The organism is Streptomyces sp. UW30 (assembly GCF_008042075.1).
Lineage (GTDB): Bacteria > Actinomycetota > Actinomycetes > Streptomycetales > Streptomycetaceae > Streptomyces.
Genome location: NZ_RDBN01000037.1, coordinates 1,034,100 through 1,060,202, shown reverse-complemented (window position 1 = coordinate 1,060,202; position 26,103 = coordinate 1,034,100). Strand labels below are relative to the sequence as shown.

Genomic DNA, 26,103 nt, shown 5'->3' with positions numbered 1-26,103 from the left:
GAGTCGAGCCGCCCATGCGCCGCCGACGCCCCGCCAAGGGCGCCTACGGCGAGGACTACGAAGGCCCCAACGCCGACGGAGGCTCCGGCCGCTGAACCGGCCCCGCACTCCACCCAACGCACCGGCGCTGTGGTCGAGTTCCCTGGGTGACCTGGGAACTCGACCACAGCGCCGGTGCGTTGGGTGGAGTGCGGGGCCGGTTCAGCGGCCGGAGCCTCCGTCGGCGTTGGGGCCTTCGTAGTCCTCGCCGTAGGCGCCCTTGGCGGGGCGTCGGCGGCGCATGGGCGGCTCGACTCCGTCGGCGAGTCGGCGGGCGGTGAGCAGGAAGCCCGTGTGTCCGATCATCCGGTGGTCGGGGCGGACGGCGAGACCCTCGATGTGCCAGTTGCGGATCATCGACTCCCAGGCGGTCGGCTCGTTGAAGCAGCCGATCTCGCGGATGGACTCGACGGTCCGGGCGAGCTGGGTGGTGGTGGCGACGTAGCAGCAGACGATGCCGCCGGGGACGAGCGCCTTGGAGACGGCCTCCAGGCATTCCCAGGGGGCGAGCATGTCGAGGATGACGCGGTCGACGTCGGTGTCGCTCAGGTTGTCCTGGAGGTCGCCGACGGTGAGCTGCCAGGCGGGGTGCGGGCCGCCGAAGTAGCGCTCCACGTTCTGCCGGGCGATGTCGGCGAAGTCCTCGCGGCGCTCGTAGGAGTGCAGCATGCCCTGGTCGCCGATGGCCCGCAGCAGGAAGCTGCTGAGCGAGCCGGAGCCGACGCCGGCCTCGACGACGCGGGCGCCGGGGAAGATGTCGGCAAAGGCGAGGATCTGTCCCGCGTCCTTGGGATAGACGACGGCTGCCCCACGGGGCATGGACAGGACGTAGTCGGGGAGCAGGGGGCGCAGCGCGAGGTAGGCGACGTTTCCGGTGGTTCGGACAACGCTGCCCTCGGGAGCACCGATCAGTTCGTCGTGCGGGAAGGAGCCCTTGTGGGTGTGGAAGTTCTTCCCGGCTTCGAGCGTGAACGTGTAGTGGCGGCCCTTGGGGTCGGTCAGCTGTACCTGGTCCCCGACCTTGAAGGGCCCGCGCCTGCGGGCGGCACCGGTCGGTTCGGACATGTGAACAGACTACCGGGGTTTGTGGAGGCGGCTGACCACGAACAAGGCAGCACCGCCGGGGAGAGCGGTGCTCAGCTCGGGCGGGCCATCGCCTTCACGAAAGCCCGCTCCACGTCCGCCGCCGAGAGGACGCCGTAGATCTCGCCGGTCTCCTCGACGACCAGGTACTCGGTGGCGGGAGCGGCGCGCAGGGCGTCGAGGAGTTCCTCTCCGGAGAGTTCGGCGGAGACACGCATGCCGTCGGTCAGATCCTGGGCGAGGCCGCTGACGGGGACCCAGGGGCGGCGGTGTTCGGGTACGCCGGCGATGGCGGCCTCGCGGACGAGGGAGACGGGGTTGCCGTCGGCGTCGACGACGACCAGGGCGCGGGCGCCGGAGGCGTTCGCGCGGCGCAGGGCCTCGGAGAGGGGGGTGTCGGTCTCGACGGGGACGGCGCGCCGGGTGAGGTTGCGGGCGCGCAGCTCGGGGAGGTGTTCGCGCAGGCGGGCCATGCGCAGGCTGTTGCCGGCGCCGGTCCAGATGATCGCGGCGAGGATGGCGGCGAGCAGGGCGTCCATGACGGTGTCCATGCCGACGTTGTCGACGGCGTCGGAGCCGAGGGCGCCGGACTGGGTGAGCCATGGCAGGCCGACCAGGACGGAGACGGCGAGGGCGCGGCCGACCCAGGCGGCGGCGATGGTGCCCTTCATGGGCTTGCCGGTGATCTTCCAGACGACCGCGCGGAGCATGCGGCCGCCGTCGAGGGGCAGGCCGGGGAGCAGGTTGAAGGCGGCCACGATGAGGTTGGAGACCATCAGGCCGGCCAGCAGGACGCCGGGGACGGTGCCGGGTTCGACGAACTGCATGGCGCCGTAGAAGACGCCGGCGAGGACGAGGGAGAGCAGGGGGCCGACGAAGGCCAGCACGAACTCGCGGCCGGGAGTCTCGGCTTCCTTCTCGATCTCGGAGACGCCGCCGAAGAACTGGAGCTGGATGCGGCGCACGGGGAGCTTGAAGCGGAGGGCGGCGACCGTGTGGGCGAGTTCGTGGATGAGGACGGACGCGTAGAAGGCGACCGCGAAGAAGAGGGAGACGAGGTAGCGGGCGGCGCCGAGCTCGGGCAGTACGCGGTCGAGCTGCCCGCCGAACACCCAGGTGATCAGCGCGGCGACCAGAAACCAGCTGGGCGCGACGTACACGGGCACCCCGAACGGCCGCCCCATCAGCAGCCCGCCCCGGGGGTCCTTGGGGCGCTGGGGCGGACGGCCCTTGGCGGTGCCGGAGTGGGCGAGGGGGAACGCGACCCCGACCGCCACGACCGCCACACCCGCGGCGACGAGGGACGCGAGGCTCATCCCGGAGATGAACGTGTCGTGCGCCACATCCGTGATCTTCGCGACGATGGCGTCCGGCGTACCCGGTGCCACCGGCGGCACACCGACCTGGACCGCTTCGGAGGCCTGCGCCTCCTGGGCCGGGGTGAGCGCCGGGAGCCCGGCGTCCTTGCCGGATGCATCGCTCTCGTCGTCCGTGCCCCGTGCGTCCCGTGGGGCTTCGCCCTCCGTGCGGTCCTCAGGGGCGGGCGGGGCCGAAGAGTCCTCGTGGGCGGCGTCGTCCCGGGTCGGATCGGGGCGTGTGGGGTCGGTGGCCGGGGCCGTCCGGTCCGGTCGGCGCTCGGTCGACTCGTCGGTGCCGGACCGCGGCTGCCCGCTCCCGCCGCTCTCGTCCACGGTGTCCCCTCGTTCGAAGCGTCTTCCGCGCCTGCCGGGCGAAAGGGTCTCGGGTCGATGGTATGCGGCCACCCTGACGCGTTCCGCCCCGGCACCCCCTGAGTTTCCCCTGACGTACCGGCCGTAACAGCGGTGGTGGGTCACTGTCAGTGGTGGGCCGTAAGGTCTGTGGTCATGGAGACGAGCACGGAGGGTGCCGCGGCGGACGGCGGCAGTGACGCCGCGCCGGCGACGGCACCGGTGGCGGACGAGGTTGCGGCGGGGACGGACGGTACGGCGGCCACGGCCGCGGCAGGTGAGGGCGGGCCCACGGCCGCCGAGGCCACCGTCCGGCCGGTGATACCGCCGAGCTCGCTGTCCCCTTCCCGTGCCAGTGACTTCATGCAGTGCCCCTTGCTGTACCGGTTCCGGGTGATCGACCGGCTGCCCGAGAAGCCGAGTGCGGCGGCGACCAAGGGGACGCTCGTGCACGCGGTGCTGGAGCGGCTCTTCGACGCGCCGGCCGCCGAGCGGACCGCTCCGCGCGCCAAGTCGCTGATCCCCGGGCAGTGGGACCGGCTGCGGGAGAGCAGGCCCGAGGTCGTGGAGCTGTTCGCGGACGATCCCGAGGGCGAGCAGCTGGCGACCTGGCTGGGTGAGGCGGAGCAGCTCGTGGAGCGCTGGTTCGGGCTGGAGGATCCGACCCGCCTGGAGCCCGCCGAGCGCGAGCTGTTCGTCGAGGCCGAGCTGGACTCGGGCCTCAGACTGCGCGGGATCATCGACCGGGTCGACGTGGCACCCACGGGCGAGGTGCGCATCGTCGACTACAAGACGGGCAAGGCGCCCCGGCCCCAGTACGCCGAGGGCGCACTGTTCCAGATGAAGTTCTACGCCCTGGTCGTCTGGCGGCTGAAGAACGTGGTCCCGCGCCGGCTTCAGCTGGTCTATCTCGGCAGCGGTGACGTGCTGACGTACGACCCCGTGCTCGCGGACCTGGAGCGGGTCGAGCGCAAGCTGCTCGCGTTGTGGGACGCGATCCGGCAGGCGACCGAGTCGGGTGACTGGCGACCCCGGCCGACGAAGCTGTGCGGCTGGTGCGATCACCAGGCGCACTGCCCGGAATTCGGCGGCACTCCCCCGCCGTATCCGCTGCCGGTGCGCGTGCCCGACCCGGGTTCGGCCGGGACTCCGGAGGGCGCCCCCGGGGCGCTGTAGTCGTTGCCGGTCAGGGCGGGCGAGTCCGGTGGCGGCGAGCAGGGCAGAATGGGGCCGGACTAGCGAAGGAGACTTACGTGGCCATCCGCGTCCTACTGGTCGACGACCAGCCCCTGCTGCGCACCGGCTTCCGGATGATCCTGGAGGCCGAGCAGGACATCGCGGTCGTGGGCGAGGCCGGAGACGGCCTGCAGGCCCTCGACCAGGTGCGGGCCCTGCAGCCCGACGTGGTCCTGATGGACATCCGCATGCCCCGGATGGACGGGGTCGAGGCGACGCGGCAGATCACCGGGCCCGGGCGGGACGGCCCGGCGAAGGTGCTGGTGCTGACGACCTTCGATCTCGACGAGTACGTGGTCGAGGCGCTGAAGGCGGGCGCCAGCGGCTTCCTGCTGAAGGACGCCCCGGCCAATGAGCTGGTGCAGGCGATCCGTGTCGTCGCGGCCGGTGAGGCGATGCTCGCGCCGAGCATCACCCGGCGGCTGCTCGACAAGTACGCCACGCATCTGCCCTCGGGCGACGAGCCGGTGCCGGACACGCTGCACACGCTCACCGAGCGCGAGGTGGAGGTGCTCAAGCTGGTGGCGCGGGGTCTGTCCAACGCCGAGATCGCCGCCGACCTGTTCGTCAGCGAGACCACCGTGAAGACGCACGTGGGTCATGTCCTGACGAAGCTGGGTCTGCGTGACCGGGTGCAGGCCGCGGTGTACGCGTACGAGAGCGGTCTGGTGCGCCCCGGCGCGCAGTAGGAGTCCGGGTCATGACGAAGAGGGCGCCCCTTCCGAAGAAGGGGCGCCCTCGGCGTACGTGGGCGCGTACGGCCGTCCGTCAGCCCTTGCTGAGCTCCCAGAAGCGGAACACGGTGGAGGCGTCGAGGCAGTACTCCAGGCCGTAGACGTTGTCGCGGACGACCGCGTACTGCTTGGCCTGCCAGACCGGGAGGACGGGCAGCTCCTTGGCGACGATGTCCTGGAGCTGGCCGAAGTCGTCGTCGGTCGCGGAGCGGTCGCTCTCGGCCGCGGTGCGCGGGATGAGCGTGCCGGTGATGGCGTTGTTGCTGTAGTTGTTGCCGAGCACGTTGCCCTTGCCGAAGAAGGGGGCCGTGAAGTTGTCGGCGTCCGGGTAGTCCGGGATCCAGCCCTTGACGTACACGCCGTACTTGCCGGCGGCGATGTCCTTCTCGTACGCGTCGAACGCGACGGACTGGACGTCGGCGTCGAACAGGCCGCTGTCGTTGAGCTGCTGGGCGATCGCCTTCAACTCGTCGTCGGTGGCGGGGCCGTAGCGCGACGGGGTGGACCAGAGGGTCAGCTTGACCTTGCCGTTGATGCCCTCGTCCTGGAGCGCCGCGGCGGCCTTGTCCTTGGACGGGCGGGCGCCGTAGGTGTCGAAGAAGGCCGTGTTGTGGCCGCTGATACCGGCCGGGATGATCGAGTACAGCGGGGTGGCCGTGCCCTGGTAGACGTCCTTGATGAGGGCGTCACGGTCGATGAGGTAGGCGATGGCCTTGCGGACACCGAGCTTTCCGGTGACCGGGTCGTCCATGTTGAAGACCAGGTGCTGGACCTCGGCGCTYCCGCCCTCGACGACCTCGGCGCCGGAGTCGCCGCCGGACTTCTCGACGTCGGCGATGTCGCCCGCGGTGAGGCCGCGGTAGGCGATGTCGACCTCGTTGTCGAGCAGGGCCTTCTTCAGGGACTCCTGGTCGCCGTGGAAGAACTTCAGCGCGACGCCGGAGTTCTGCACGTCGGCGGTGCCCTTGTAGTTCTCGTTGACCGAGAAGACGGCCTCGTCGTCGTCGAACGTGTCCAGCTTGTACGGGCCGGAGCCGACGGCGGCGCCGTCCTTGCGCAGGCCGTCGGCGTCGTACTGGTCCTCGTCGACGATGGAGCCGGCGCCGGAGGCGATCTTGCTCGGGAACGTGGCGTCGGAGGAGTTGAGCCGGAAGACGACCGTCTTGTCGTCCGGCGTCTCGACCTTGTCGAGGGTCGGGAACATGACCGCGGGGCCGTCGGGGTCGTTGATCTTCAGCAGGCGGTCGAAGGAGAACTTGACGTCCTTCGAGGTGAGGTCGTCACCGTTGCTGAACTTGAGGCCGTCCTTGAGGGTGCACTCGAAGACCGTGGCCCTCGTGTCGGAGAACGCGCACTCCTCGGCGGCCTCGGGCTGCGGTTCCGTGGCGCCCTTGGGGAAGCTGAGCAGCGACTGGAAGACGTTGTTGAACAACAGCCAGGAGCCGGGGTCGTAGCCCGAGGCGGGGTCGGTGGCCAGGACGTCGTCCGCCATCCCCACGACCACCGAGGTACCTGGCGCCCCGGAGTCCCCCGTCTGGGTGCCGCAGCCGGTCAGCAGGCCGGAGGCCAGCCCTGCCACGACGGGCAGGACCGGCCACTGGTTGCGCATGTTCACGTACGAGTGCCTTGTCGTCGATTGTGAGGAACCCGTCCCGGGTCCCGGGCCAGGCCCGGCGTCCTGGTCGAGGGCGCCGGGCACGGAGAGACGTCAGCCGCTCACGCCACGGCCGAGCTCCCACAGCTGAAGGGTGGAGGAGGAGTTGAGCACGTACGCCGTGCCCGTGACGGCGTCGTTCGCCGCGACGTACTGCTTGCCCTGCCACAGCGGCAGCACCGGCACGTCGTTCGCCACGATGTCCTGAATCTCCGTCAGGCTGCCGGACGCGGACAGCCGGTCGGCGACGCGGCGGGAGTCCGGGATGAGGGTGGTGCGGATCGTGGGGTTGGCGTACGGCGAGCCGAGGAAGTTGTCCTTGTCGAGGAACGGCGCGAGGTAGTTGTCGGCGTCGGGGAAGTCCGGGAACCAGCCCATCCCGTAGACGTCGTACTCGCCCTTCTGCTCGGCGGGGCGGAAGGTCGCCCAGGGCGCGCCCTCGATGCCGACCTCGAACAGGCCGCTGTCGTCGAGCTGCTTCTTCAGCAGCTCGAACTCCTTCTTCGTGGCCGYTCCGTAGTGGTCGGTGGTGTAGTGCAGGGTCAGCTTCACCGGGGTGGTGATGCCGGCCTTCTCCATCAGCGACTTGGCCTTGTCGACGTCCGGGTCGCCGTACTTGTTGAAGAACGCGTTGGAGTGGCCGGTGATGCTGGCCGGGACCAGGGAGTACAGCGGCTCGGCCTGGGAGCCGTAGACCTTGGAGACGAGCTCGCCGCGGTTGATGACCTGGGCCATCGCCTGGCGGACGGCCTTGCTCTTCACGGTCGGGGCGTTGGTGTTGAAGGCGAGGTAGCGGATCTCCAGGCCGGACATGTCGACGAGGTCGACCTTGTCGTCGGAGTCCGCGGACAGCTTCTGGATCTGCTCGGGCGACATGGTGCGGGTCATCAGGTCGATGTCGCCCTTGTCGAGGGCGGTGCCCATCTCGTCGGCGTCCGCGAAGGTGCGCAGCTCGGCCTTGTCGTTGTTCACCTTCAGGCTCCCCTGGTAATTGGGGTTCTTGGTGAACACGGCCGAGACCAGCTTGTCGTTGTCGACCTCGGCCTTGAGGGTGTACGGGCCGGAGCCGTCGACCTCGAAGCCGTCGCGCAGCTTGTCCTTGCCGTAGATGTCGGGGTCGACGATGCCGGCGACCGGGGTCGACAGCTTGAACGGGAAGGTGGCGTCGGCGGTCTTGAGGTGGAAGATGACCTCACTGTCGCCCTGTGTCTCGACGGTGTCGATGGTGGACAGCAGGGCGAAGACGCCGCTTTCGGCCTTGAGGGCGCGGGCGCGGTCGATGGAGTACTTGACGTCCTCGGCGGTGACGCGGTCGCCGTTCGCGAACTTCAGGTCCTTGCGCAGGGTGCAGGCGTAGCGCTCGTTGCCGCTGTCGGTGAAACCGCAGCTCTGGGCGGCCTCGGGGACCGGGTCGCCCTCGCCGCGCGGCTGGATCATCAGGGTCTGCACGGTCTGGCGCAGGATGTTCCAGGTGCCGACGTCGTAGGCGTAGGCCGGGTCGAGGGGGGCGGGAGCGTCCTTCGAGGCAGTGAACGCGTCGGTGGTGCCGACGACGATCGCATCGCCGCTGCCACTGCCGCTGTCGGTTCCACCACAGGCGGCGAGAACCGGCGCGAGCAGGCCGATGACGGCCGGCAGCACCAAAGTCTTGCGGTTCATGCTCGGGTTTCTCCAGCTGTCGACTCCGTGTACCCGGCATGCAGGGGTGTCGCGGCGGGTCACGGGTAAGTGCGATGTTCTCGCGATGAGATTAGTCCGCGTCCGCAGGACGGTTCGAAGCGACCGGAGTTGAGGATCCATCACGCAGCGAAACCGGGCGCGGACACAACGAAAACCTGACCAGGGAAGGATTCGTGCACCGTCCCATCAATCGGGACACAAAGGTGCGTCCGGCGCCCCCGATCGAGGGGCGACGGCACACCGTGGGGCGCCTGTCGACCCCCGATTGAGTGGCGAACGTCACAAACTGAACGGTCTTGGGCGGTGCCGGAATTCAGCCGTCCGACACCTTCGAATTCCCCTGCGGAATTCTCGCGTTGTCGATGTTGCACGCTGGGTGAACGACAGGCGCATTTGCGCTGTCAGGCGGCCATGAGCCCGCGCAGAAATGCCAGATCGACCTCTTCGAGGGAGGTCACCACGGTGCGCCGGGTGGCCGGCGCGATGGGGGCGATCGACGGTACGGCCACCACATGGCAGCCCGCGGCCTCCGCGGCGGCGACGCCGGTCGCCGTGTCCTCGACCACCGCGCACCTGGTCGGGTCGGCGCCGAGGCCGGCCGCGGCGAGCAGGTACGGGTCGGGGTGCGGCTTGGTGCGCTCCACCTCGTCACCGGCGACGGTCAGTGCGAAGTACTGGGGGCCCAGCGAGGTGAGCACGCGGTCGATGATGCGCCGGTGCGAGGCGGAGACCAGGGCCGTGGGGATCTCGTGCGCGGCCAGCTCGGCCAGCAGCCGGGCCGCTCCCGGCATCAGCGGCAGGGCGCGGTCGATACGGTCCTCGAAGCCCTGGTTGAGGAGCAGCGTGAGCTCGGCGAGCGCGATGTCGGCGCCGGTGGCCTCGATCAGGAAGCCGGCGCTACGGGTCATGGGGCCGCCGACCACGACATGGCGCCAGGAGTCGTCGAGGGTGTGACCGAGGCCGGCGAAAATCTCGACCTCGACGTCCCACCAAAAGCCCTCCGTGTCCACCAGGGTGCCGTCCATGTCGAGGAGAACGGCCTGAAGGGCCGACCCATCGGCCGTGCGGGTTACTGGCGCGGGGACCGTGCTGGTCATCCTGGCGCACCTCCTTGAGGGGCGGTCAGGCCGGCTCCCACTAAGGGAACCGGCCTGCGGTGGACCGTCCAGTGTACGACCTGCGACGGCGAAGCGCCTGGTTTATCCGCTGTGCCTCGGGGCACACCGGTAACACGCCGGGGGTGGTGTCAGCGTGCGCCTGACCTGCTGCCCGTCACCGTGCGTTGAAGTACTTCGCCTCCGGGTGGTGGATGACGATCGCGTCCGTGGACTGCTCGGGGTGCAGCTGGAACTCCTCGGACAGGTGGACGCCGATGCGCTCGGGCTGGAGCAGGTCGGCGATCTTGGACCGGTCCTCCAGGTTCGGGCAGGCACCGTAGCCCAGCGAGAAGCGGGCGCCCCGGTACTTCAGCGCGAACATGTCCTCGATGTCGGCGGGGTCGTCACCGGCGAAGCCCAGCTCGGAACGCACGCGCGCGTGCCAGTACTCGGCGAGCGCCTCGGCCAACTGCACGGACAGACCGTGCAGTTCGAGGTAGTCGCGGTACGCGTTCGCCTCGAACATCCGGGCCGTCTCCTCACCGATCCGCGAGCCGACGGTGACGACCTGGAGGCCCACGACGTCCGTCTCGCCGGACTCCTGCGGGCGGAAGAAGTCCGCGAGGCACAGCCGGCGGCCGCGGCGCTGGCGCGGGAAGGTGAAGCGGGTGCTTTCGTTGCCGTGCTCGTCCAGCAGGATCAGATCGTCGTCCTTGGACACGCACGGGAAGTAGCCGTAGACGACGGCCGCTTCGAGCAGGTTGTCCGTCTGGAGCCGGTCGAGCAGTCCGCGCAGCCGCGGGCGGCCCTCGGTCTCGACGAGTTCCTGGTACGACGGCCCGTCTCCGGTACGGGTCTCCTTGAGGCCCCACTGGCCCTTGAAGAGGGCGCCCTCGTCGAGCCAGGAGGCGTACTCCTTGAGCTGGATGCCCTTGATGACCCGGGTGCCCCAGAAAGGCGGCTCGGGGACCGGGTTGTCGGTGGCGACGTCGGAGCGGACATGGCCCTCCTCGGGCCGCTCGTCCAGTACGGCGGCGGTGGCGGCGCTCCTGACGCGGCGCTGCTTGAGCTCGGGCAGCTTCGCGCCGGGCACCCCGCGCTTGACGCCGATGAGGGCGTCCATCAGGCGCAGGCCCTCGAACGCGTCGCGGGCGTAGCGGACTTCGCCCTCGTAGATCTCGTGCAGGTCCTGCTCGACGTACGCGCGGGTCAGGGCGGCGCCGCCGAGGATGACGGGGTAATTCGCCGACAGGCCGCGCTGGTTGAGCTCCTCCAGGTTCTCCTTCATGATCACCGTGGACTTCACCAGCAGGCCGGACATGCCGATGACGTCGGCCCGGTGCTCCTCGGCGGCCTCCAGGATCGCGGAGACGGGCTGCTTGATGCCCAGGTTGACCACGTTGTAGCCGTTGTTGGACAGGATGATGTCCACGAGGTTCTTGCCGATGTCGTGCACGTCGCCGCGCACGGTGGCCAGCACGATGGTGCCCTTGCCGTCGGCGTCGGTCTTCTCCATGTGCGGTTCGAGGAAGGCGACGGCGGCCTTCATGACCTCGGCGGACTGGAGTACGAACGGCAGCTGCATCTGGCCGGAGCCGAACAGCTCGCCGACGACCTTCATGCCGTCCAGGAGGGTCTCGTTGACGATGTCGAGGGCGGGGCGGTCCTGGAGGGCCGCGTCGAGGTCGGCTTCCAGGCCGTTCTTCTCGCCGTCGATGATGCGGCGCTTGAGGCGCTCGTCCAGCGGCAGGGCGGCGAGTTCCTCGGCCTTGCCGGCCTTGAGGGACTTGGCGGTGGCGCCCTCGAACAGGGCCATGAGCTTCTGCAGCGGGTCGTAACCCTCGGCGCGACGGTCGTAGACGAGGTCGAGGGCGGTCTGGACCTCTTCCTCGGTGAAGCGGGCGATCGGCAGGATCTTCGACGCGTGGACGATCGCCGAGTCCAGACCCGCCTTGACGCATTCGTCGAGGAAGACGGAGTTGAGCAGGATGCGGGCGGCCGGGTTGAGGCCGAAGGAGATGTTGGACAGGCCGAGGGTGGTCTGGACGTCCGGGTGGCGGCGCTTGAGCTCGCGGATCGCCTCGATGGTGGCGATGCCGTCGCCCCTGGACTCCTCCTGGCCGGTGCAGATGGTGAAGGTCAGGGTGTCGATGAGGATGTCCGACTCGTGGATGCCCCAGTTCGTCGTCAGGTCCTCGATGAGCCGTTCGGCGATGGCGACCTTGTGCTCCGGGGTGCGGGCCTGGCCCTCCTCGTCGATGGTGAGGGCGATCAGCGCGGCGCCGTGCTCCTGCGCGAGCTTGGTGACCTTCGCGAAGCGGGACTCGGGGCCGTCGCCGTCCTCGTAGTTGACGGAGTTGATGACCGCGCGGCCGCCGAGCTTCTCCAGGCCGGCCTGGATGACGGGGACCTCGGTGGAGTCCAGGACGATCGGGAGGGTGGAGGCGGTGGCGAAGCGGCCGGCCAGTTCCTCCATGTCGGCGACGCCGTCGCGGCCGACGTAGTCCACGCACAGGTCGAGCATGTGCGCGCCCTCGCGGATCTGCTCACGCGCCATCTCCACGCAGTCGTCCCAGCGGGCCCCCAGCATGGCCTCGCGGAACTTCTTCGAGCCGTTGGCGTTGGTGCGCTCGCCGATGGCCAGGTAGGAGGTGTCCTGGCGGAACGGGACCGTCTGGTAGAGGGAGGCGGCGCCGGGCTCGGGGCGCGGGCTGCGCTCGGACGGGGTGAGGTCACGGACGCGGTCGACGACCTGGCGCAGATGCTCGGGGGTGGTGCCGCAGCAGCCGCCGATCAGGGAGAGGCCGTAGTCGAGTACGAAGTTCTCCTGGGCGTCGGCCAGGCCCTCGGGGCCGAGGGGGAAGTGCGCGCCGTCCTTGGTGAGGATGGGCAGACCGGCGTTCGGCATGCACAGCAGCGGGATGCGGGAGTGCCGGGTGAGATAGCGCAGGTGCTCGCTCATCTCGGCCGGACCCGTGGAACAGTTCAGGCCGATCATGTCGATGCCGAGCGGTTCCAGCGCGGTGAGGGCGGCGCCGATCTCGGAGCCGAGCAGCATCGTGCCGGTCGTCTCGAACGCCATCGAGACCAGCAGGGGCACGTCGGTGCCGGTGGCCTCCATGGCACGGCGGGCGCCGAGGACGGAGGCCTTGGTCTGGAGGAGGTCCTGGGTGGTCTCGACGATCAGGGCGTCGGAGCCGCCGGCGAGCAGGCCCTCGGCGTTGGCCTGGTAGCCGTCGCGAATGGTGGCGTAGCCGACGTGGCCGAGGGTGGGCAGCTTGGTGCCGGGGCCGACGGAGCCGAGGACCCAGCGGGGGCGGCCGTCGCGGGCGGCGTACTCGTCGGCCACCTCACGGGCGATGCGGGCGCCGGCCTCGGACAGTTCGTGCACACGGTCGGCGATCTCGTACTCGGCCGCCGCGGTGTGGTTGGACCCGAAGGTGTTGGTCTCGACGCAGTCGACGCCCACCGCGAAGTACGCGTCGTGCACGGAGCGGACGATGTCGGGGCGGGTCAGGTTCAGGATCTCGTTGCAGCCCTCGAGATTCTCGAAGTCCTCAAGAGTGGGGTCCTGGGCCTGCAACATGGTGCCCATCGCTCCGTCGGCGACCACCACACGGGTGGCGAGTGCCTCACGGAGCGCGGACACACGGGTCCGGCTGTCGGCGGAAGGGGTCGGTGGCAACGAGGCCATGAAAGGGCTCCCTGGAGTGCGACGGCTGTCGGCTTTGCACCCATCACGGAACGGTCCGTGGCGGGCGCACGCCGCCAGCGTAACCGGGACGGCGCGGAAGTGGTCATGCAGTCCACGACGCGGGACGAGGATGACGCCAGGGTCGATCTCCGGCCACGGTGCGGCAACACAAGTGAACGGATGCTGACCGACCATTAGCGGGAGGTCGGCATCGACCGGTAGTGTTCGACATTGCCGAACGGCGGCAGCGACGTCGCAGGGTCGACGGTCGAAGGGGACGGAGGCAGCACGGCGATGGCACGGAACATCCAGTCGCTCGAACGGGCGGCCGCGATGCTGAGGCTTCTCGCGGGCGGCGAGCGACGCCTCGGCCTGTCGGACATCGCCTCCTCACTGGGCCTCGCCAAGGGCACCGCCCACGGCATCCTGCGCACCCTCCAGCAGGAGGGCTTCGTCGAGCAGGACGAGGCCTCGGGGCGCTATCAGCTGGGCGCCGAGCTGCTGCGCCTGGGCACGACCTATCTGGACGTGCACGAGCTGCGGGCGCGCGCCCTGGTCTGGACGGACGACCTGGCCCGCTCCAGCGGGGAGAGCGTCTATCTGGGCGTTCTGCACCAGCAGGGCGTCCTGATCGTCCACCACGTCTTCCGCCCCGACGACAGCCGGCAGGTGCTGGAGATCGGCGCCATGCAACCGCTGCACTCCACGGCGCTGGGCAAGGTCCTGTCGGCGTACGACCCGGTCGCGCACAGCGAGGCGATCGAGGCCGACCGCAAGGCGTTCACCGACCGCACGATGTGCGAGCTGGACGGCTTCGAGCACATCCTCGACATGACACGCGCGCGTGGGTACGCCGCCGACGTCGAGGAGACCTGGGAGGGCGTCGCCTCCGTCGCCGCCCCCATCCACGACCGGCGCCGCATGCCGGTCGGCGCTGTCGGCATCACCGGCGCCGTGGAACGGCTGTGCCGGGACGGGGAGCTGCAGCCCGAGCTGATCGCGGCGGTGCGGGACTGCGCCCGCGCGGTGTCGCGAGATCTGGGCGCCGGGCGTTTCTGAGCGCCGCAGCGCCGCGTGGGACGAGTAGGTACCGACCGGGACGTCATTGGACGTTCCGGTCATCGGCATAGCCGTACATAGCCAACCGAATCGCCCGCCCGGAACACGCCGTGTTCCCTACGCGGCAGTAGGTGTCCGACTCGGAGGTGTCGATAAATCAACACGCCCGATAACGATCGAGCATTCGATAACAGGACCCTTGACGCACGCCTTACACCGGGGCAAGCTCCCGTCCATCGGTCGGCATTGTCGAACACCTAACGGCAATACGCGCTAGAGTGTGACAGTGCCAAGGGCCGGCAAATCGCTCTCACCCCCGAGGGCAACGCGAACCACCGGAAGGGACCCGGGGTTCGGGCTTTCCCTGGACGAAGGACAAAGGAGTCGCGGGTGTCCAGCTCCGACATCTTCATCGGCGAGACCATCGGTACCGCCATACTCATCCTGCTCGGCGGAGGCGTCTGCGCCGCCGTCACGCTGAAGGCCTCCAAGGCCCGCAACGCCGGCTGGCTCGCCATCACCTTCGGGTGGGGCTTCGCAGTGCTCACGGCGGTCTACACCTCGGCGCCGCTGTCCGGCGCCCATCTGAACCCGGCCGTGACCGTCGCGCTCGCGATCAAGGACAACGACTGGAGCAACGTTCCGACGTACTTCGCCGGACAGTTCCTGGGCGCCATGATCGGTGCGGCCCTGGTCTGGGTCGCCTACTACGGCCAGTTCCACGCCCACCTCACCGACAAGGAGATCGTCGGCGGTCCGGGCGCGCAGGCCACGGCGGCCAAGGCCGTCGAGGCCCAGGAGAAGGGCGCAGGACCGGTCCTGGGCATCTTCTCCACCGGCCCCGAGATCCGGAACGTGGCGCAGAACCTCGCCACGGAGATCATCGGCACGGTCGTGCTGGTGCTCGCGGTTCTCACGCAGGGCCTGAACGACAGCGGCAAGGGCCTGGGCACCCTGGGCGCCCTCATCACCGCACTCGTCGTCGTCTCGATCGGTCTGTCCCTCGGCGGCCCGACCGGCTACGCGATCAACCCGGCCCGAGACCTCGGTCCGCGCATCGTGCACGCCCTTCTGCCGCTGCCCAACAAGGGTGGCTCCGACTGGGGCTACGCCTGGATCCCGGTGGTCGGTCCGCTCATCGGCGGCGCCATCGCGGCAGGCATCTACAACGTCGCGTTCGCATAGCGAGAGTGCACTTCACCCATCCGGGTGAGGTGCACCGAAACTCTCGGCACGCGCCGTACGTAAAGCCCCATAACCACGGAACTTCCAGGAGCACACAGTGACCGACGCCCACACCGCCGGGCCCTTCATCGCCGCCATCGACCAGGGCACCACCTCCAGCCGCTGCATCGTCTTCGACCGGGACGGCCGTATCGTCTCCGTCGACCAGAAGGAGCACGAGCAGATCTTCCCGAAGCCGGGCTGGGTCGAGCACAACGCCGTCGAGATCTGGACCAACGTCCAGGAGGTCGTCGCCGGAGCCATCGCCAAGGCCGGCATCACCCGCGACGACATCAAGGCCATCGGCATCACCAACCAGCGCGAGACCACCGTGCTGTGGGACAAGAACACCGGTGAGCCCGTCCACAACGCCATCGTCTGGCAGGACACCCGCACCGACGCGCTCTGCAAGGAGCTCGGCCGCAATGTCGGGCAGGACCGCTTCCGCCGCGAGACCGGTCTCCCCCTCGCCTCCTACTTCGCCGGTCCCAAGGCCCGCTGGCTGCTGGACAACGTCGAAGGCCTCAAGGAGCGCGCCGAGGCCGGCGACATCCTCTTCGGCACCATGGACACCTGGGTCATCTGGAACCTGACCGGTGGTACCAACGGCGGCAAGCACGTCACCGACGTCACCAACGCGTCCCGCACCATGCTGATGAACCTCCACACCATGGAGTGGGACGACAAGATCGCCGAGTCGATCGGCGTGCCGCTGCAGATCCTGCCCGAGATCCGGTCCTCCGCCGAGGTCTACGGCGAGGTCACCGGCGGCAAGCTGGGCGACCTGCTCGCCGGCATCCCGGTCGCCTCCGCGCTCGGCGACCAGCAGGCGGCCCTGTTCGGCCAGACCTGCTTCTCCGAGGGCGAGGTCAAGTCCACCTACGGCACCGGCACCTTCATGGTGATGAACACCGGTGACAAGATCATCAACTCCTACGCCGGTCTGCTGACCACGGTCGGCTACAAGATCGGCGAGCAGCCGACGGTGTACGCCCTGGAAGGCTCGATCGCCGTCACCGGCTCGCTGGTGCAGTGGATGCGCGACCAGATGGGCCTGATCTCCACCGCCGCCGAGATCGAGACGCTCGCGCTCTCGGTCGAGGACAACGGCGGCGCCTACTTCGTACCGGCCTTCTCCGGCCTGTTCGCCCCGCACTGGCGCTCCGACGCCCGCGGTGTGATCGCCGGCCTGACCCGGTACGTGACCAAGGCGCACCTCGCGCGTGCCGTCCTGGAGGCGACCGCGTGGCAGACGCGGGAGATCGCGGACGCCATGGTCAAGGACTCCGGCGACGAGCTGGTGGCCCTGAAGGTCGACGGCGGCATGACCTCCAACAACCTGCTGATGCAGACCCTCTCGGACGTCCTGGACGCACCCGTGGTGCGCCCGATGGTCGCCGAGACCACCTGCCTCGGCGCCGCCTACGCCGCCGGTCTCGCCGTCGGCTTCTGGTCCAGCACCGACGAACTGCGCGCCAACTGGCGCCGGGCCGCCGAGTGGACCCCCCACATGGACGCGGACACCCGCGACCGTGAGTACAAGAACTGGCTCAAGGCCGTCGAGCGGACCATGGGCTGGATCGAGGACGACGAGAGCTGACGAGAGCCCTCGAAAAGCTCTGAAGCTCTGATGAGGAGTAAGAACCCGACATGACCAGTCAGTCCACCCTGAGTTCCGTGCCTGCCCTGGGGACGCGCCCGGCCTCCGGCTCCAACCCGAGCCGAGCCGAGACCCGGGAGCAGCTCTCCAAGGCGTCGTACGACCTCCTCGTGATCGGCGGCGGCATCCTGGGCATCTCCACCGCCTGGCACGCCGCGCAGTCCGGCCTCAGGGTGGCACTGGTCGACGCCGGCGACTTCGCCGGCGCCACCTCCTCCGCCTCCTCCAAGCTGCTCCACGGCGGCCTGCGCTACCTGCAGACCGGCGCCGTGAAGCTGGTGGCGGAGAACCACTTCGAGCGCCGTGCGGTCTCCCGCCAGGTGGCCCCCCACCTGGCGAACCCGCTCACGTTCTACCTCCCCGTGTACAAGGGCGGGCCGCACGGCGCCGCGAAGCTCGGGGCGGGCGTCTTCGCCTACTCCGCGCTCTCCGCGTTCGGTGACGGCGTCGGTCACCTCCTGTCCCCCGCCAAGGCGGCGCAGGACGTGCCCGAGCTGCGCACCGACAACCTCAAGGCCGTGGCCGTGTACGGCGACGACCAGATGAACGACGCGCGCATGGCGCTGATGACGGTCCGRGGTGCCGTCGAGTCGGGCGCGGTCGTGCTGAACCACGCCGAGGTCACCGGCCTGCGCTTCACCAAGGGCCGGGTCACCGGCGCGGACCTGCGGGACCGCGTGTCCGGTGACGAGTTCGGCGTCAACGCCCGTCTCGTGCTGAACGCGACCGGGCCGTGGGTCGACCACCTGCGCAAGATGGAGGACCCGAACGCCGCGCCGTCGATCCGGCTGTCGAAGGGCGCGCACCTGGTCCTGAAGCGGACGGCGCCCTGGAAGGCGGCGCTCGCGACCCCGATCGACAAGTACCGCATCACGTTCGCCCTGCCCTGGGAGGACATGCTGCTCCTCGGCACCACGGACGAGGAGTTCGAGGGCGACCCGGCGGACGTCGCGGTCAACGACAAGGACATAACCCAGATCCTGGACGAGGCCGCGTTCTCCATCCGCGACCAGCAGCTGGACCGCGACCTGATCACGTACTCCTTCGCGGGTCTGCGCGTGCTGCCGGGCGGTCCCGGTGACACCGCGAAGGCCAAGCGCGAGACGGTCGTGACCGAGGGCCGGGCCGGCATGCTGTCCGTCGCGGGCGGCAAGTGGACCACCTTCCGGCACATCGGCCGCACGATCATGAAGAAGCTGGAGGCCCTGCCGGGTCACCCGCTGGGCGACGACTTCGAGCCGATCGCCTCGCTGCCGAAGAAGCTGCCGCTGCCGGGCATCGCCAACCCGCGCGCGGTCGCCCACCGTCTGCTGACCGACCGTCCGGCGCCGGGTCCGCGCATGGCGGCCGACACCGCCAAGCACCTGGCCACGCACTACGGTTCGCTGGCCTTCGACATCGCCCGCATCGCCAACGAGAACCCGGAGCTGGGCGAGCGCGTCCACCCGGACGCCCCGGAGATCTGGGCCCAGGTCGTCTACGCCCGGGACAACGAGTGGGCCGAGACGCAGGACGACGTGCTGCGCCGCCGTACGACGCTGACGATCCGCGGTCTTGCGACGGACGACGTCCGGGCGAAGGTGCAGGACCTGCTCGACAAGAAGTGACCTCGCACGCGCCGCGGGCGGTTTCCGCCGGATGAGCCAATCGCGGCGCATGGTTCGGCCCACTCCCCTGACCAGGCCGGACCACACGAGGGCGGCCCCTTCCGCACCGGGGCCGGCCACGAACGAAAGGGGCGGCTCCGCGCCGATGGAGCCGCCCCTTTCGCATGCCGTGCAACGGCGGGATGTCCGGCGGTCGTCACCGCGGCTAAGGTCCCGCACATGGAGGACCTGCGCGTGCGCGTCGCCACGCCCGCGGACGGCGAGGTGATCGCCGCTGTGCTCACCGCCTCCTGGGGCGGCACGCTGATGGTGGGGCACTCGACGGTGTACGACGCCCTCGAACTGCCGGCGCTGCTGGCCGAGCGGGACAGCGAGGTGGTGGGTCTGCTCACCTACGCGCTGGGCCGGGACGGCCTGGAGGTCGTCACCCTCGACGCGACGGTGCCGCGCATCGGCGTGGGCAGCGCCCTGCTCGCGGCGGCCGCCGATACCGCCCGGGACGCCGGCGCCGAGCGGGTGTGGCTGGTCACCACGAACGACAACCTGGACGCCCTGCGCTTCTACCAGCGGCGCGGCATGCGCATCGTCGACGTCTCGCCGGGCGCCGTGGACGCGGCGCGGTCCCTCAAGCCGTCGATTCCGGCGACGGGCGCCTACGGCATCCCGCTGCACGACGAGATCACCCTCGAACTGCGCCTGTGACCCGGTCCCGCCGGAGCCGTACTCAGGGAAGCAGCGCCTCGCCGAGCCGCCTCCAGTGCGGCAGCGACGTCCCGCCCGGCTCGGTGCCGATCACCTGGACGGCGACATGGTCGGCCCCCGCCTCGACATGGGCCCGGAGCTTGTCCGCGATGGTGTCCACGTCTCCCCAGAACACCAGGTCGTCCACGAGGCGGTCGCTGCCGCCGCCTCCGATCTCCGCGTCCGGGTAGCCCAGCCTGCGGAACTTGGCGACGTTGTAGGGGGTGTCGAGGTACGGCCCGAGGTGCTCGCGTGCTGTCGCGCGGGCCTTGCCGGGGTCGGTTTCGAACAGCACCGGGTGCTCGACGCCGAGGAAGGCGTCCGGCCCGAGGATCTCCCTGGCTCCGGCGGTGTGGGCGGTGTTGACGTGGTAGGTGTGGGCGCCGAGGGAGCGCTCCCGGGCCAGGTCCAGCATCTTGGGGCCGTAGGCGGCCAGGACCCGGCGTACCGGGGAACTCGGCGCGGGGTTGGGCGACTTCTCGGTGAGCGCGTCCAGTTCGTCGAGGTACTCGGCCATAGCCGCCAGGGGTTTGACACCGGGCCTGCGCACGCCGCCGAAGCCGAGGCCGAGCAGATGCCGGTCCGGGTAGGCGTCGGCCAGCAGGGTGCTCGCGCCATGGGTCGCTCGGGCCTCGCGCGCCCAGATCTGGGCGATGCCGTTCACGACGTGCAACCGCTCGGTGGCGGCGAGGAGAGAGCCGGCCTGGGTGAGGGCCTCGCGCCCGCCCACTTCGGGGAACCACACCGCGCGCCAGCCCCGTTCCTCCAGTTCCTGGACCGAGTCGCGTATCTGTGCGGCCGGCTGGTGCTCGAAGTCGAAGGTGTAGATGCCGAAGGTTCCCAGGTTCATCATGGATCGAAATATCGCAGATTCTCGATATGAAGCGCAACGGACATGCCGGTGCGTGGCGTGTTCCAACCCCTAGAGCGTTTGGCCGAGTTGGGCGAGCAGCCCGGCGATGCGCTCCTCGTCGCGCCGGTAGTGGGTCCACTTGCCCACCCGGGTCGCCCGGACCAGCCCCGCCCGCTGCAGCTCCGCCAGATACGCCGACACCGTCGACTGGGCCAGTCCCGCCTTGGCCTGGATATGGCTCACGCACACCCCGACGGTCGCGGGATCCGCGATTGCCCGGTCCATGGGGAAGTGCCTCTCGGGCTCACGCAGCCACAGCAGCAGCTGCAGGCGCACCGGGTTCGACAACGCCCGCAGGGCGCTGACCAGGTCGGGGTCCGGTGAGGTCGCTGCGTCGGCCATGGATCCGGAGTATAGGTCGACCGTTCTCCTCACCCCGCATAATGGCGAGAGACATCGGATGTCTCGCACGACATCCTGAACGACTGGGAGGCCGGCCATGGCAGTCACCGACGAGGCGATCGAGAAGATCAAGGGCATGATCGTCTCCGGCGCGCTGCGCCCCGGCGACCGACTCCCCAGGGAGAGCGAACTGGCCGCCGAACTGGGGCTGTCCCGCAACTCGCTGCGGGAGGCCGTGCGCGCCCTGTCGCTGATCCGAATCCTGGACGTTCGCCAGGGCGACGGCACGTACGTCACGAGCCTGGATCCGCAACTGCTGCTGGAGGCACTGAGCTTCGTCGTCGACTTCCATCGCGACGACACGGTGCTGGAGTTCCTCGCCGTACGCCGCATCCTGGAGCCGGCGGCCACGGCGATGGCCGCGTCCCGCATCAGCGAGCAGCAACTGAGCGCGCTGTCCAACCAGTTGGACAAGCTCGGCGACGCCCCGTCGGTGGAGGAACTCGTCGCCTGCGACCTGGAATTCCACCGGGGCATCGTGCAGAGCTCCGGCAACTCGGTCCTGTGCTCGCTCCTGGACGGCCTGTCCGGACCGACGACACGGGCGCGCATCTGGCGGGGGCTGACCCAGGAGGACGCGGTCAGCCGGACCCTGCACGAGCACCGGGCGATCCTGGCGGCGCTGCGGGACCGGGACGCGGAGGCGGCGCGGTCGTGGGCGACGGTCCACATCGCGAGCGTGGAGCAGTGGCTGCGCTCCACGCTGTGATCTACGGCTCGGACTCGGCCAGTCGGTGCTGCAACTCGATGTGGCGGAACTGGTGGACGGCGCCGGTGCGGCGCAGCACGCCGCGGTGTTCATGGGCGTCGGCGAGGAAGGCCATGAGGTCGAAGGGCACCTTGGCGCGCAGGGCGAGATAGCAGCGGGCGACCGCGCAGCGGCTCCAGGCCGACTGACGGATCCCGATGGCCAACCCGGTCAGCAAGGAGGGGACCAGTCCGACCGCCCACGCCCATTGCCGGCTCTCGGCGGTGGCCGCGCCCCACACGCCGGTCGACCCCCAGAGGGTGGCGCACCAGCCCAGGGTGCCGATCACCAGGGCGCCCAGGACCGCCGCCGTCAGGACGCAGGTGCCCAGCGTGCGCCGGTCGTTGGCCAGGAGGGCGCGGCCCTCGAAGCCGGCGCCGAGATCGACCGGGACCGTCCGCAGACCGTTCACGAGCAGGCAAGCCACCGCGAACACCCCGCCGACCTGGAGCGCCGCCCAGCCGGCCGCGACGGGTTCGGCGGGCGCGATGTACACCTGGACCGACCCGCCCGACAGGACATCGGCGAGCAGTCCCTCCAGCAGGATGCTGCCGCCGAGCAGCAGCCCGCCCAACAGACCCCTGCCCACACCGCGGGGGCTCCAGTGCCGGCGCACCCGGGTCACGGGGCAGGCGGGATCCGTCCCCACGTCGTCCCTGCCGACGACCGCCGCCGTCACTCCGTAGAGCAGGGCGCTGACGGTTCCGCAGGCGTTGTCGAAGGACAGCCCGTAGCAGATCGCGGCGAGGCCCGTCGCCGGGAGGCGCCAGTCCCAGTCGGCGGGCCACCGTACGCGGATCCTGCCGCCGATGGCGAAGCCCGAGATGATGACCCCGACGAGCGCCGGCGCACCTCCGTCGGCCAGGCGGTGCAGCACGAGGTCGACCGGTACGTCCGGGGCGACCGCCGCCACACACAGCAGCGCGGCCACGGTGCCCGCCGCGAGGCCGCCCGCCGGCCCGCCGCAGATCCCGGCCGCCACGACTCCGAGCCCTCCGCGCTCCTCCCATTGCGGCGACGACTGCAACTGCGGGACGAAAAGGTGGTTCATCTCCATGATCACGCCCTCGACCAGCCACCCCAGCGCGCCCAGCAGTGCACCGGCCAGCACTTTGGGCAGGACGGCCGGCACGGCCTGGCCCAGCTTCCACCAGGCCACCTCGGCCGCGCCGTCCGCTCCCCGCTCCATGTACCGCGCCAGAAACCGCAACGCCCCCCGTGCCTCGGCCGCGGTCCACCGACACGGCCGTCCCGGATGCGGTCGGTAGGCGGCGTCGACGAAGGAGTCGAGCAGGTGGCGCTCCACGGCCGTCCGCGTCGGGCACCGCAGCAGCCCGCCGGGATCCGGCAGCCGGGTGCCGCCCTCCCCCGGCCGCGGGTTGTAGACGGTCCGCGCCAGCGACACCATCAGCGGGCTCGTGAGCGCCCGTGCCACCGGAGAGTCCGTCCCCAGCACCGCGACCACCGGCTGCCACCGCCGCGCCGCCGGCGTACCGGCCCCGCCCGCGTCCCGCCCGCGTCCCGCAGCAGATAGTCGGCGACGTCCGAGGCGTCCAGCGGCTCGAGCTCGATCCCCGCCATCCCCGTCAACCGCGCCGGCACCCCCGTAGTGGGCCGCAGCGCCGCCCGGTACTCCGCCGGCCTGTTCGACAGCACCAGCCCGCACCCGTACGGCATCGCCTCACCGATCCGGTGCAGCGCCGACGCGCTCAGCACGGCGGGCAGTTCGTCGAAGCCGTCGAGCACGGGCAGCACCAGGCGCCGGTCCAGCAGTATCCCGGCGAGCGTCGTCCCCCCGTACTCCCCCGGCGCCGGCGCCCCCAGCTCGGCGTGGTCCTGCACCAACTTCCGCTCCATCCAGCCCCGCAGATCCACGGCCGTCGGATCCCAGGAGGCCAGGGGAAACAGCACCGGGACCGGTTCGCCCGCGGTCCGGTCCTCGACCAGCGAGAGCAGCAGCCGCACCAGCAGCAGCGTCTTCCCCGACCCCGGCGCCCCCAGCACCAGCAGCCGCCGGTCGGGCACGCGGCCCGCGAAGAGGGCGCCGATCTGCCCATCGCGGCCCGCGAGCCCCTGCGTCACCTCGGCCGGTCCGGCCTCGGCACCCCGCCAGGACACCGGCAGCGGATACGGGTCCGCCGGCCGCCGCGCCCGCGCCTCCGCCTCCCACTGCCGACGTACGGCGACGGAGAGCCGGTCGGCGACCGCGCCGGGGTCCGTCGGTGCGGACGCCGCCTCGGCACGATCCGCCCGATAGGCGCTCCACGCCAGATAGGCGCCCGCCAGCGTCGGCAGCAGCGCGGCGACCACGGCCGCCGGGTCCTCGACGCGCGGGGCCACCAGCAGCGCCCCCAGCGTCCCCACTCCGCACAGCGCCAGATACACGATCCCGACGCGCCGTACGCGTGACCTGGGGGCAACTCCGCTCACCCGACGAAGAGTTGCGCAGCCGCTCCCCCGCCCGGAGCCGATTCCGGCCGGGGCCACACGAGTGGGTGACGGGTCGCGTACACCCGGCCCGATGCTGCCCGGCCCGGACCACCGCACTCACCCGCCCGGGACACAGATCGGATGACTACAGGGTGTTCAGGGGTGGCGAACGGGGCAGTGATCCGTTCACGGCCCCGTGCAAGGGGGCTGCGGGCGCCCCCGCCGCACGCCGTAAGGTTGGTTCGTCAGGCGAGGGCACGTCGGAAGGAGGCGCTGGGTGATCGAGCTCGAGGGGGTTCCCGAGCTGATCGACCCGGTCATGGTGGCCGCGTTCGAGGGCTGGAACGATGCCGGCGACGCCGCCTCCACCGCGGTCGCGCATCTGGACAGGGAGTGGAAGGGCGAGGTGTTCGCGGCGCTGGACGCCGAGGACTACTACGACTTCCAGGTGAACCGCCCCACGGTGTGGATGGACGCGGGCGTCCGCAAGATCACGTGGCCGACGACCCGCCTCTCGGTGGTCCGGGTCGGCGGCGAGAAGCCGCGCGATCTCGTACTCGTCCGAGGTATCGAACCGTCCATGCGCTGGCGCTCGTTCTGCAACGAGCTGCTCGGCTTCGCGCACGAGCTGGGCGTGGAGCTGGTGGTCATCCTGGGTGCCCTGCTCGGCGACACCCCGCACACGCGTCCGGTTCCGATCAGCGGCACCACGTCCGACCCGGACCTGGCCCGCCGCATGGACCTGGAGGAGACCAAGTACGAGGGCCCGACGGGCATCGTCGGCGTCCTCCAGGAGGCGTGCACGCACGCGGGCGTACCGGCCGTCAGCCTCTGGGCCGCCGTGCCGCACTACGTCTCGCAGCCGCCCAACCCGAAGGCGACGCTGTCCCTGCTCAACCGGCTCGAGGACCTGATCGACGTACGCATCCCGCTGGGCGAGCTGCCCGAGGACGCGCGTGCCTGGCAGGTCGGTGTGGACCAGCTCGCGGCCGAGGACAGCGAGGTCGCGGAGTACGTGCAGACGCTGGAGGAGGCCCGCGACACCGCGGAGCTGCCGGAGGCGTCGGGCGAGGCCATCGCGCGCGAGTTCGAGCGGTATCTGCGGCGCCGGGACGGCGGCCCGTCGCCCGGCGACCGTACGCGGCCGCCGATGCCCCCGAAGCCGAGCGGCAAGGACGACGACGAGGACTCGTCGGAGGACTGAGGCTCTCGGAGCCGCGCTGAGGGCGGTGCGCTGTGTGGCGCACCGCCCTCAGCCATGACTCAGGTCACGTAGGTCACGCCGGCACGGAGATCACGTCGTAGGTCGTCTCCGGCGTCGGCGTCGTGGTGAAGCGCGCGTTGGGCAGGTAGAGCCGGCCCCTGTCCGCGGCCACCGTGGTCGGCACGTCGAACAGCGGGTCGGTGATACGGCGCTGGAGGACGCCGCTGCGGCCGTCGGCGGCGAGGCGGAACACGTCGATGGCGTTCTGCCGGTTCTGTACGACGTACAGCGTCCGCCCGGTCAGCAGCAGGCCGTCGCCGTTGGTGAGCGGTGCCGCGTCGCCGAGGTCGACGCGTTCGGTGACTCCGGTACGCGGGTTCACCCGGTGCAGGCCGCCGACCCCGGACTGCACGACCAGCAGCGCGGAGCCGTCGGGGGTGGCCGTGATCCCGTTGGCGTTGACGACCTCGCCGGCGACCTGGCTCCAGTCGCCGCTCAGCGTGAGCGTCACGACCTCGCCCGCGCCGGGCAGTTCGCCGTGCCGGCCGAGCGGCAGGGCGTACAGCGCGGGCTGGAAGGAGTCGGTGAACCAGGCCGTGCGCGGGGTGAGGAACACGTCGTTGGCGAAGGTCGGGGTCGCCGTGGTCAGGACGTAGGAGGCGAGGATCGCGCCGGTGCGGGCGTCCACGACGCGGGCGCCCTCGCCGCGTCCGGCGACGAACAGGCGTCCCCGGTGGTCGAGTTTGAGGCCGACCGAGGGCGTACCCGGGCCGGCGGAGATGATGCCGCCCTCGCCGGTGCGCAGGTCGGCGCGGTAGATGGAGCCGTCGCCGAGCGAGCCGAGGTAGGCGTACGGTCCGCCGCCGATGGTGATGCCCTCCGGGCGGAAGCCGTTCGGGAGGTGGATCACCGTGGGCCGGCGCTTTCCGGCCGCGGCCGCGGGGGTGATGGCGGTGCCGACGAGCACGGCGCCTGCGGTGGCGGCGCCGGCCGTGAGGAGTGTGCGGCGGGTGAAGTGAGGTGCGAAGGAGCGGTGTTCGGGGGCCACTGTGCGTCCTTCCGCGGACAGGACCGGCCAACAGCTGGTCCAACGGTCAACTGACTCCTCCACCCCACCACACGCCGGGCGCCTCCGCAGCCGTGGGCGGACGGTCGACAGGGTCTGGACAGCAGCTGGCCGGATTATGGC

The 26,103-nt window shown here is 70.5% G+C and carries 20 protein-coding genes and 1 pseudogene; 10 read left to right on the top strand and 11 right to left on the bottom strand.

Annotation, left to right across the window (positions count from 1 at the left end; translation table 11 throughout):
- A pseudogene (locus EAO75_RS23475) lies at positions 1 to 95 on the top strand (tRNA (adenine-N1)-methyltransferase); the annotation flags it as partial.
- A 106-nt stretch (positions 96 to 201) separates the two neighbouring features.
- Here EAO75_RS23475 and EAO75_RS23470 read toward each other — a convergent pair.
- Together EAO75_RS23470 and EAO75_RS23465 are read right to left on the bottom strand one after the other, a co-directional pair.
- Entirely contained in the window at positions 202 to 1,104 is a 903-nt protein-coding gene (locus EAO75_RS23470; RefSeq protein ID WP_147997024.1) for a tRNA (adenine-N1)-methyltransferase, read from the bottom strand.
- A 71-nt stretch (positions 1,105 to 1,175) separates the two neighbouring features.
- A complete protein-coding gene (locus EAO75_RS23465; RefSeq protein ID WP_147997023.1) occupies positions 1,176 to 2,813 on the bottom strand; it encodes a site-2 protease family protein in 1,638 nt (545 codons plus the stop codon).
- Between the two features lie 174 nt (positions 2,814 to 2,987).
- On the opposite strand from EAO75_RS23465, the gene EAO75_RS23460 reads away from it, so the two are divergent.
- Both EAO75_RS23460 and EAO75_RS23455 read left to right on the top strand, forming a co-directional pair.
- Positions 2,988 to 4,007, top strand: a complete 1,020-nt coding sequence (locus tag EAO75_RS23460) for a RecB family exonuclease (RefSeq protein WP_147997022.1) — start codon at positions 2,988 to 2,990, stop codon at positions 4,005 to 4,007.
- Between the two features lie 77 nt (positions 4,008 to 4,084).
- Positions 4,085 to 4,756: a response regulator gene (locus tag EAO75_RS23455; RefSeq protein ID WP_030946450.1), complete on the top strand. Its 672-nt coding sequence runs from the start codon at positions 4,085 to 4,087 to the stop codon at positions 4,754 to 4,756.
- Positions 4,757 to 4,835: 79 nt separating this feature from the next.
- Here the strand turns inward: EAO75_RS23455 and EAO75_RS23450 are convergent, their stop codons facing one another.
- The 4 genes from EAO75_RS23450 to metH form a co-directional block, all read right to left on the bottom strand.
- A complete protein-coding gene (locus EAO75_RS23450) occupies positions 4,836 to 6,416 on the bottom strand; it encodes an ABC transporter substrate-binding protein (RefSeq protein WP_147997021.1) in 1,581 nt (526 codons plus the stop codon).
- A 93-nt stretch (positions 6,417 to 6,509) separates the two neighbouring features.
- Complete coding sequence (locus tag EAO75_RS23445; protein WP_147997020.1) at positions 6,510 to 8,114, bottom strand: ABC transporter substrate-binding protein; 1,605 nt, start codon at positions 8,112 to 8,114, stop codon at positions 6,510 to 6,512.
- A gap of 422 nt (positions 8,115 to 8,536) precedes the next feature.
- Entirely contained in the window at positions 8,537 to 9,232 is a 696-nt protein-coding gene (locus EAO75_RS23440; protein WP_147997019.1) for an HAD family hydrolase, read from the bottom strand.
- Positions 9,233 to 9,407: 175 nt separating this feature from the next.
- A complete protein-coding gene (gene metH / locus EAO75_RS23435; RefSeq protein WP_147997018.1) occupies positions 9,408 to 12,926 on the bottom strand; it encodes a methionine synthase in 3,519 nt (1,172 codons plus the stop codon).
- A gap of 294 nt (positions 12,927 to 13,220) precedes the next feature.
- On the opposite strand from metH, the gene EAO75_RS23430 reads away from it, so the two are divergent.
- The 5 genes from EAO75_RS23430 to EAO75_RS23410 all read left to right on the top strand — a co-directional run bounded on the left by EAO75_RS23430 (position 13,221) and on the right by EAO75_RS23410 (position 19,178).
- A complete protein-coding gene (locus EAO75_RS23430; RefSeq protein WP_147997017.1) occupies positions 13,221 to 13,985 on the top strand; it encodes an IclR family transcriptional regulator in 765 nt (254 codons plus the stop codon).
- 390 nt (positions 13,986 to 14,375) lie between these two features.
- On the top strand, positions 14,376 to 15,170 hold the full coding sequence (locus EAO75_RS23425; RefSeq protein WP_147997016.1) for an MIP/aquaporin family protein: 795 nt from the start codon (positions 14,376 to 14,378) through the stop codon (positions 15,168 to 15,170).
- 97 nt (positions 15,171 to 15,267) lie between these two features.
- The gene (gene glpK / locus EAO75_RS23420) at positions 15,268 to 16,809 is read left to right on the top strand and encodes a glycerol kinase GlpK (protein ID WP_147997015.1); all 1,542 of its coding nucleotides are present in this window, start codon (positions 15,268 to 15,270) and stop codon (positions 16,807 to 16,809) included.
- Positions 16,810 to 16,859: 50 nt separating this feature from the next.
- Positions 16,860 to 18,476 carry a glycerol-3-phosphate dehydrogenase/oxidase gene (locus tag EAO75_RS23415; protein WP_147997014.1) on the top strand — a complete coding sequence of 539 codons (1,617 nt, stop codon included), beginning with the start codon at positions 16,860 to 16,862 and terminating at the stop codon, positions 18,474 to 18,476.
- Between the two features lie 219 nt (positions 18,477 to 18,695).
- Complete coding sequence (locus EAO75_RS23410; RefSeq protein WP_147997013.1) at positions 18,696 to 19,178, top strand: GNAT family N-acetyltransferase; 483 nt, start codon at positions 18,696 to 18,698, stop codon at positions 19,176 to 19,178.
- Positions 19,179 to 19,200: 22 nt separating this feature from the next.
- On the opposite strand, the gene EAO75_RS23405 is transcribed toward EAO75_RS23410, so the two are convergent.
- Together EAO75_RS23405 and EAO75_RS23400 are read right to left on the bottom strand one after the other, a co-directional pair.
- Positions 19,201 to 20,070: a TIGR03620 family F420-dependent LLM class oxidoreductase gene (locus EAO75_RS23405; protein ID WP_222723980.1), complete on the bottom strand. Its 870-nt coding sequence runs from the start codon at positions 20,068 to 20,070 to the stop codon at positions 19,201 to 19,203.
- 69 nt (positions 20,071 to 20,139) lie between these two features.
- The gene (locus EAO75_RS23400; RefSeq protein WP_147997012.1) at positions 20,140 to 20,472 is read right to left on the bottom strand and encodes an ArsR/SmtB family transcription factor; all 333 of its coding nucleotides are present in this window, start codon (positions 20,470 to 20,472) and stop codon (positions 20,140 to 20,142) included.
- A 97-nt stretch (positions 20,473 to 20,569) separates the two neighbouring features.
- Between EAO75_RS23400 and EAO75_RS23395 the strand changes: the two genes are divergently transcribed.
- Complete coding sequence (locus EAO75_RS23395) at positions 20,570 to 21,241, top strand: FadR/GntR family transcriptional regulator (RefSeq protein WP_147997011.1); 672 nt, start codon at positions 20,570 to 20,572, stop codon at positions 21,239 to 21,241.
- A gap of 1 nt (position 21,242) precedes the next feature.
- Here the strand turns inward: EAO75_RS23395 and EAO75_RS23390 are convergent, their stop codons facing one another.
- Together EAO75_RS23390 and EAO75_RS23385 are read right to left on the bottom strand one after the other, a co-directional pair.
- Positions 21,243 to 22,715: a hypothetical protein gene (locus EAO75_RS23390; RefSeq protein WP_147997010.1), complete on the bottom strand. Its 1,473-nt coding sequence runs from the start codon at positions 22,713 to 22,715 to the stop codon at positions 21,243 to 21,245.
- Positions 22,688 to 23,710 carry an NACHT domain-containing protein gene (locus tag EAO75_RS23385; protein ID WP_187284555.1) on the bottom strand — a complete coding sequence of 341 codons (1,023 nt, stop codon included), beginning with the start codon at positions 23,708 to 23,710 and terminating at the stop codon, positions 22,688 to 22,690. The genes EAO75_RS23390 and EAO75_RS23385 overlap by 28 nt, the downstream gene beginning before the upstream one ends.
- Positions 23,711 to 23,987: 277 nt before the next feature.
- Here EAO75_RS23385 and EAO75_RS23380 point away from each other — a divergent pair, with 277 nt between their 5' ends.
- Entirely contained in the window at positions 23,988 to 24,914 is a 927-nt protein-coding gene (locus EAO75_RS23380; protein ID WP_147997008.1) for a PAC2 family protein, read from the top strand.
- Positions 24,915 to 24,987: 73 nt separating this feature from the next.
- Here the strand turns inward: EAO75_RS23380 and EAO75_RS23375 are convergent, their stop codons facing one another.
- Positions 24,988 to 25,962, bottom strand: a complete 975-nt coding sequence (locus EAO75_RS23375) for an SMP-30/gluconolactonase/LRE family protein (protein WP_147997007.1) — start codon at positions 25,960 to 25,962, stop codon at positions 24,988 to 24,990.
- Between the last annotated feature and the right edge of the window lie 141 nt (positions 25,963 to 26,103).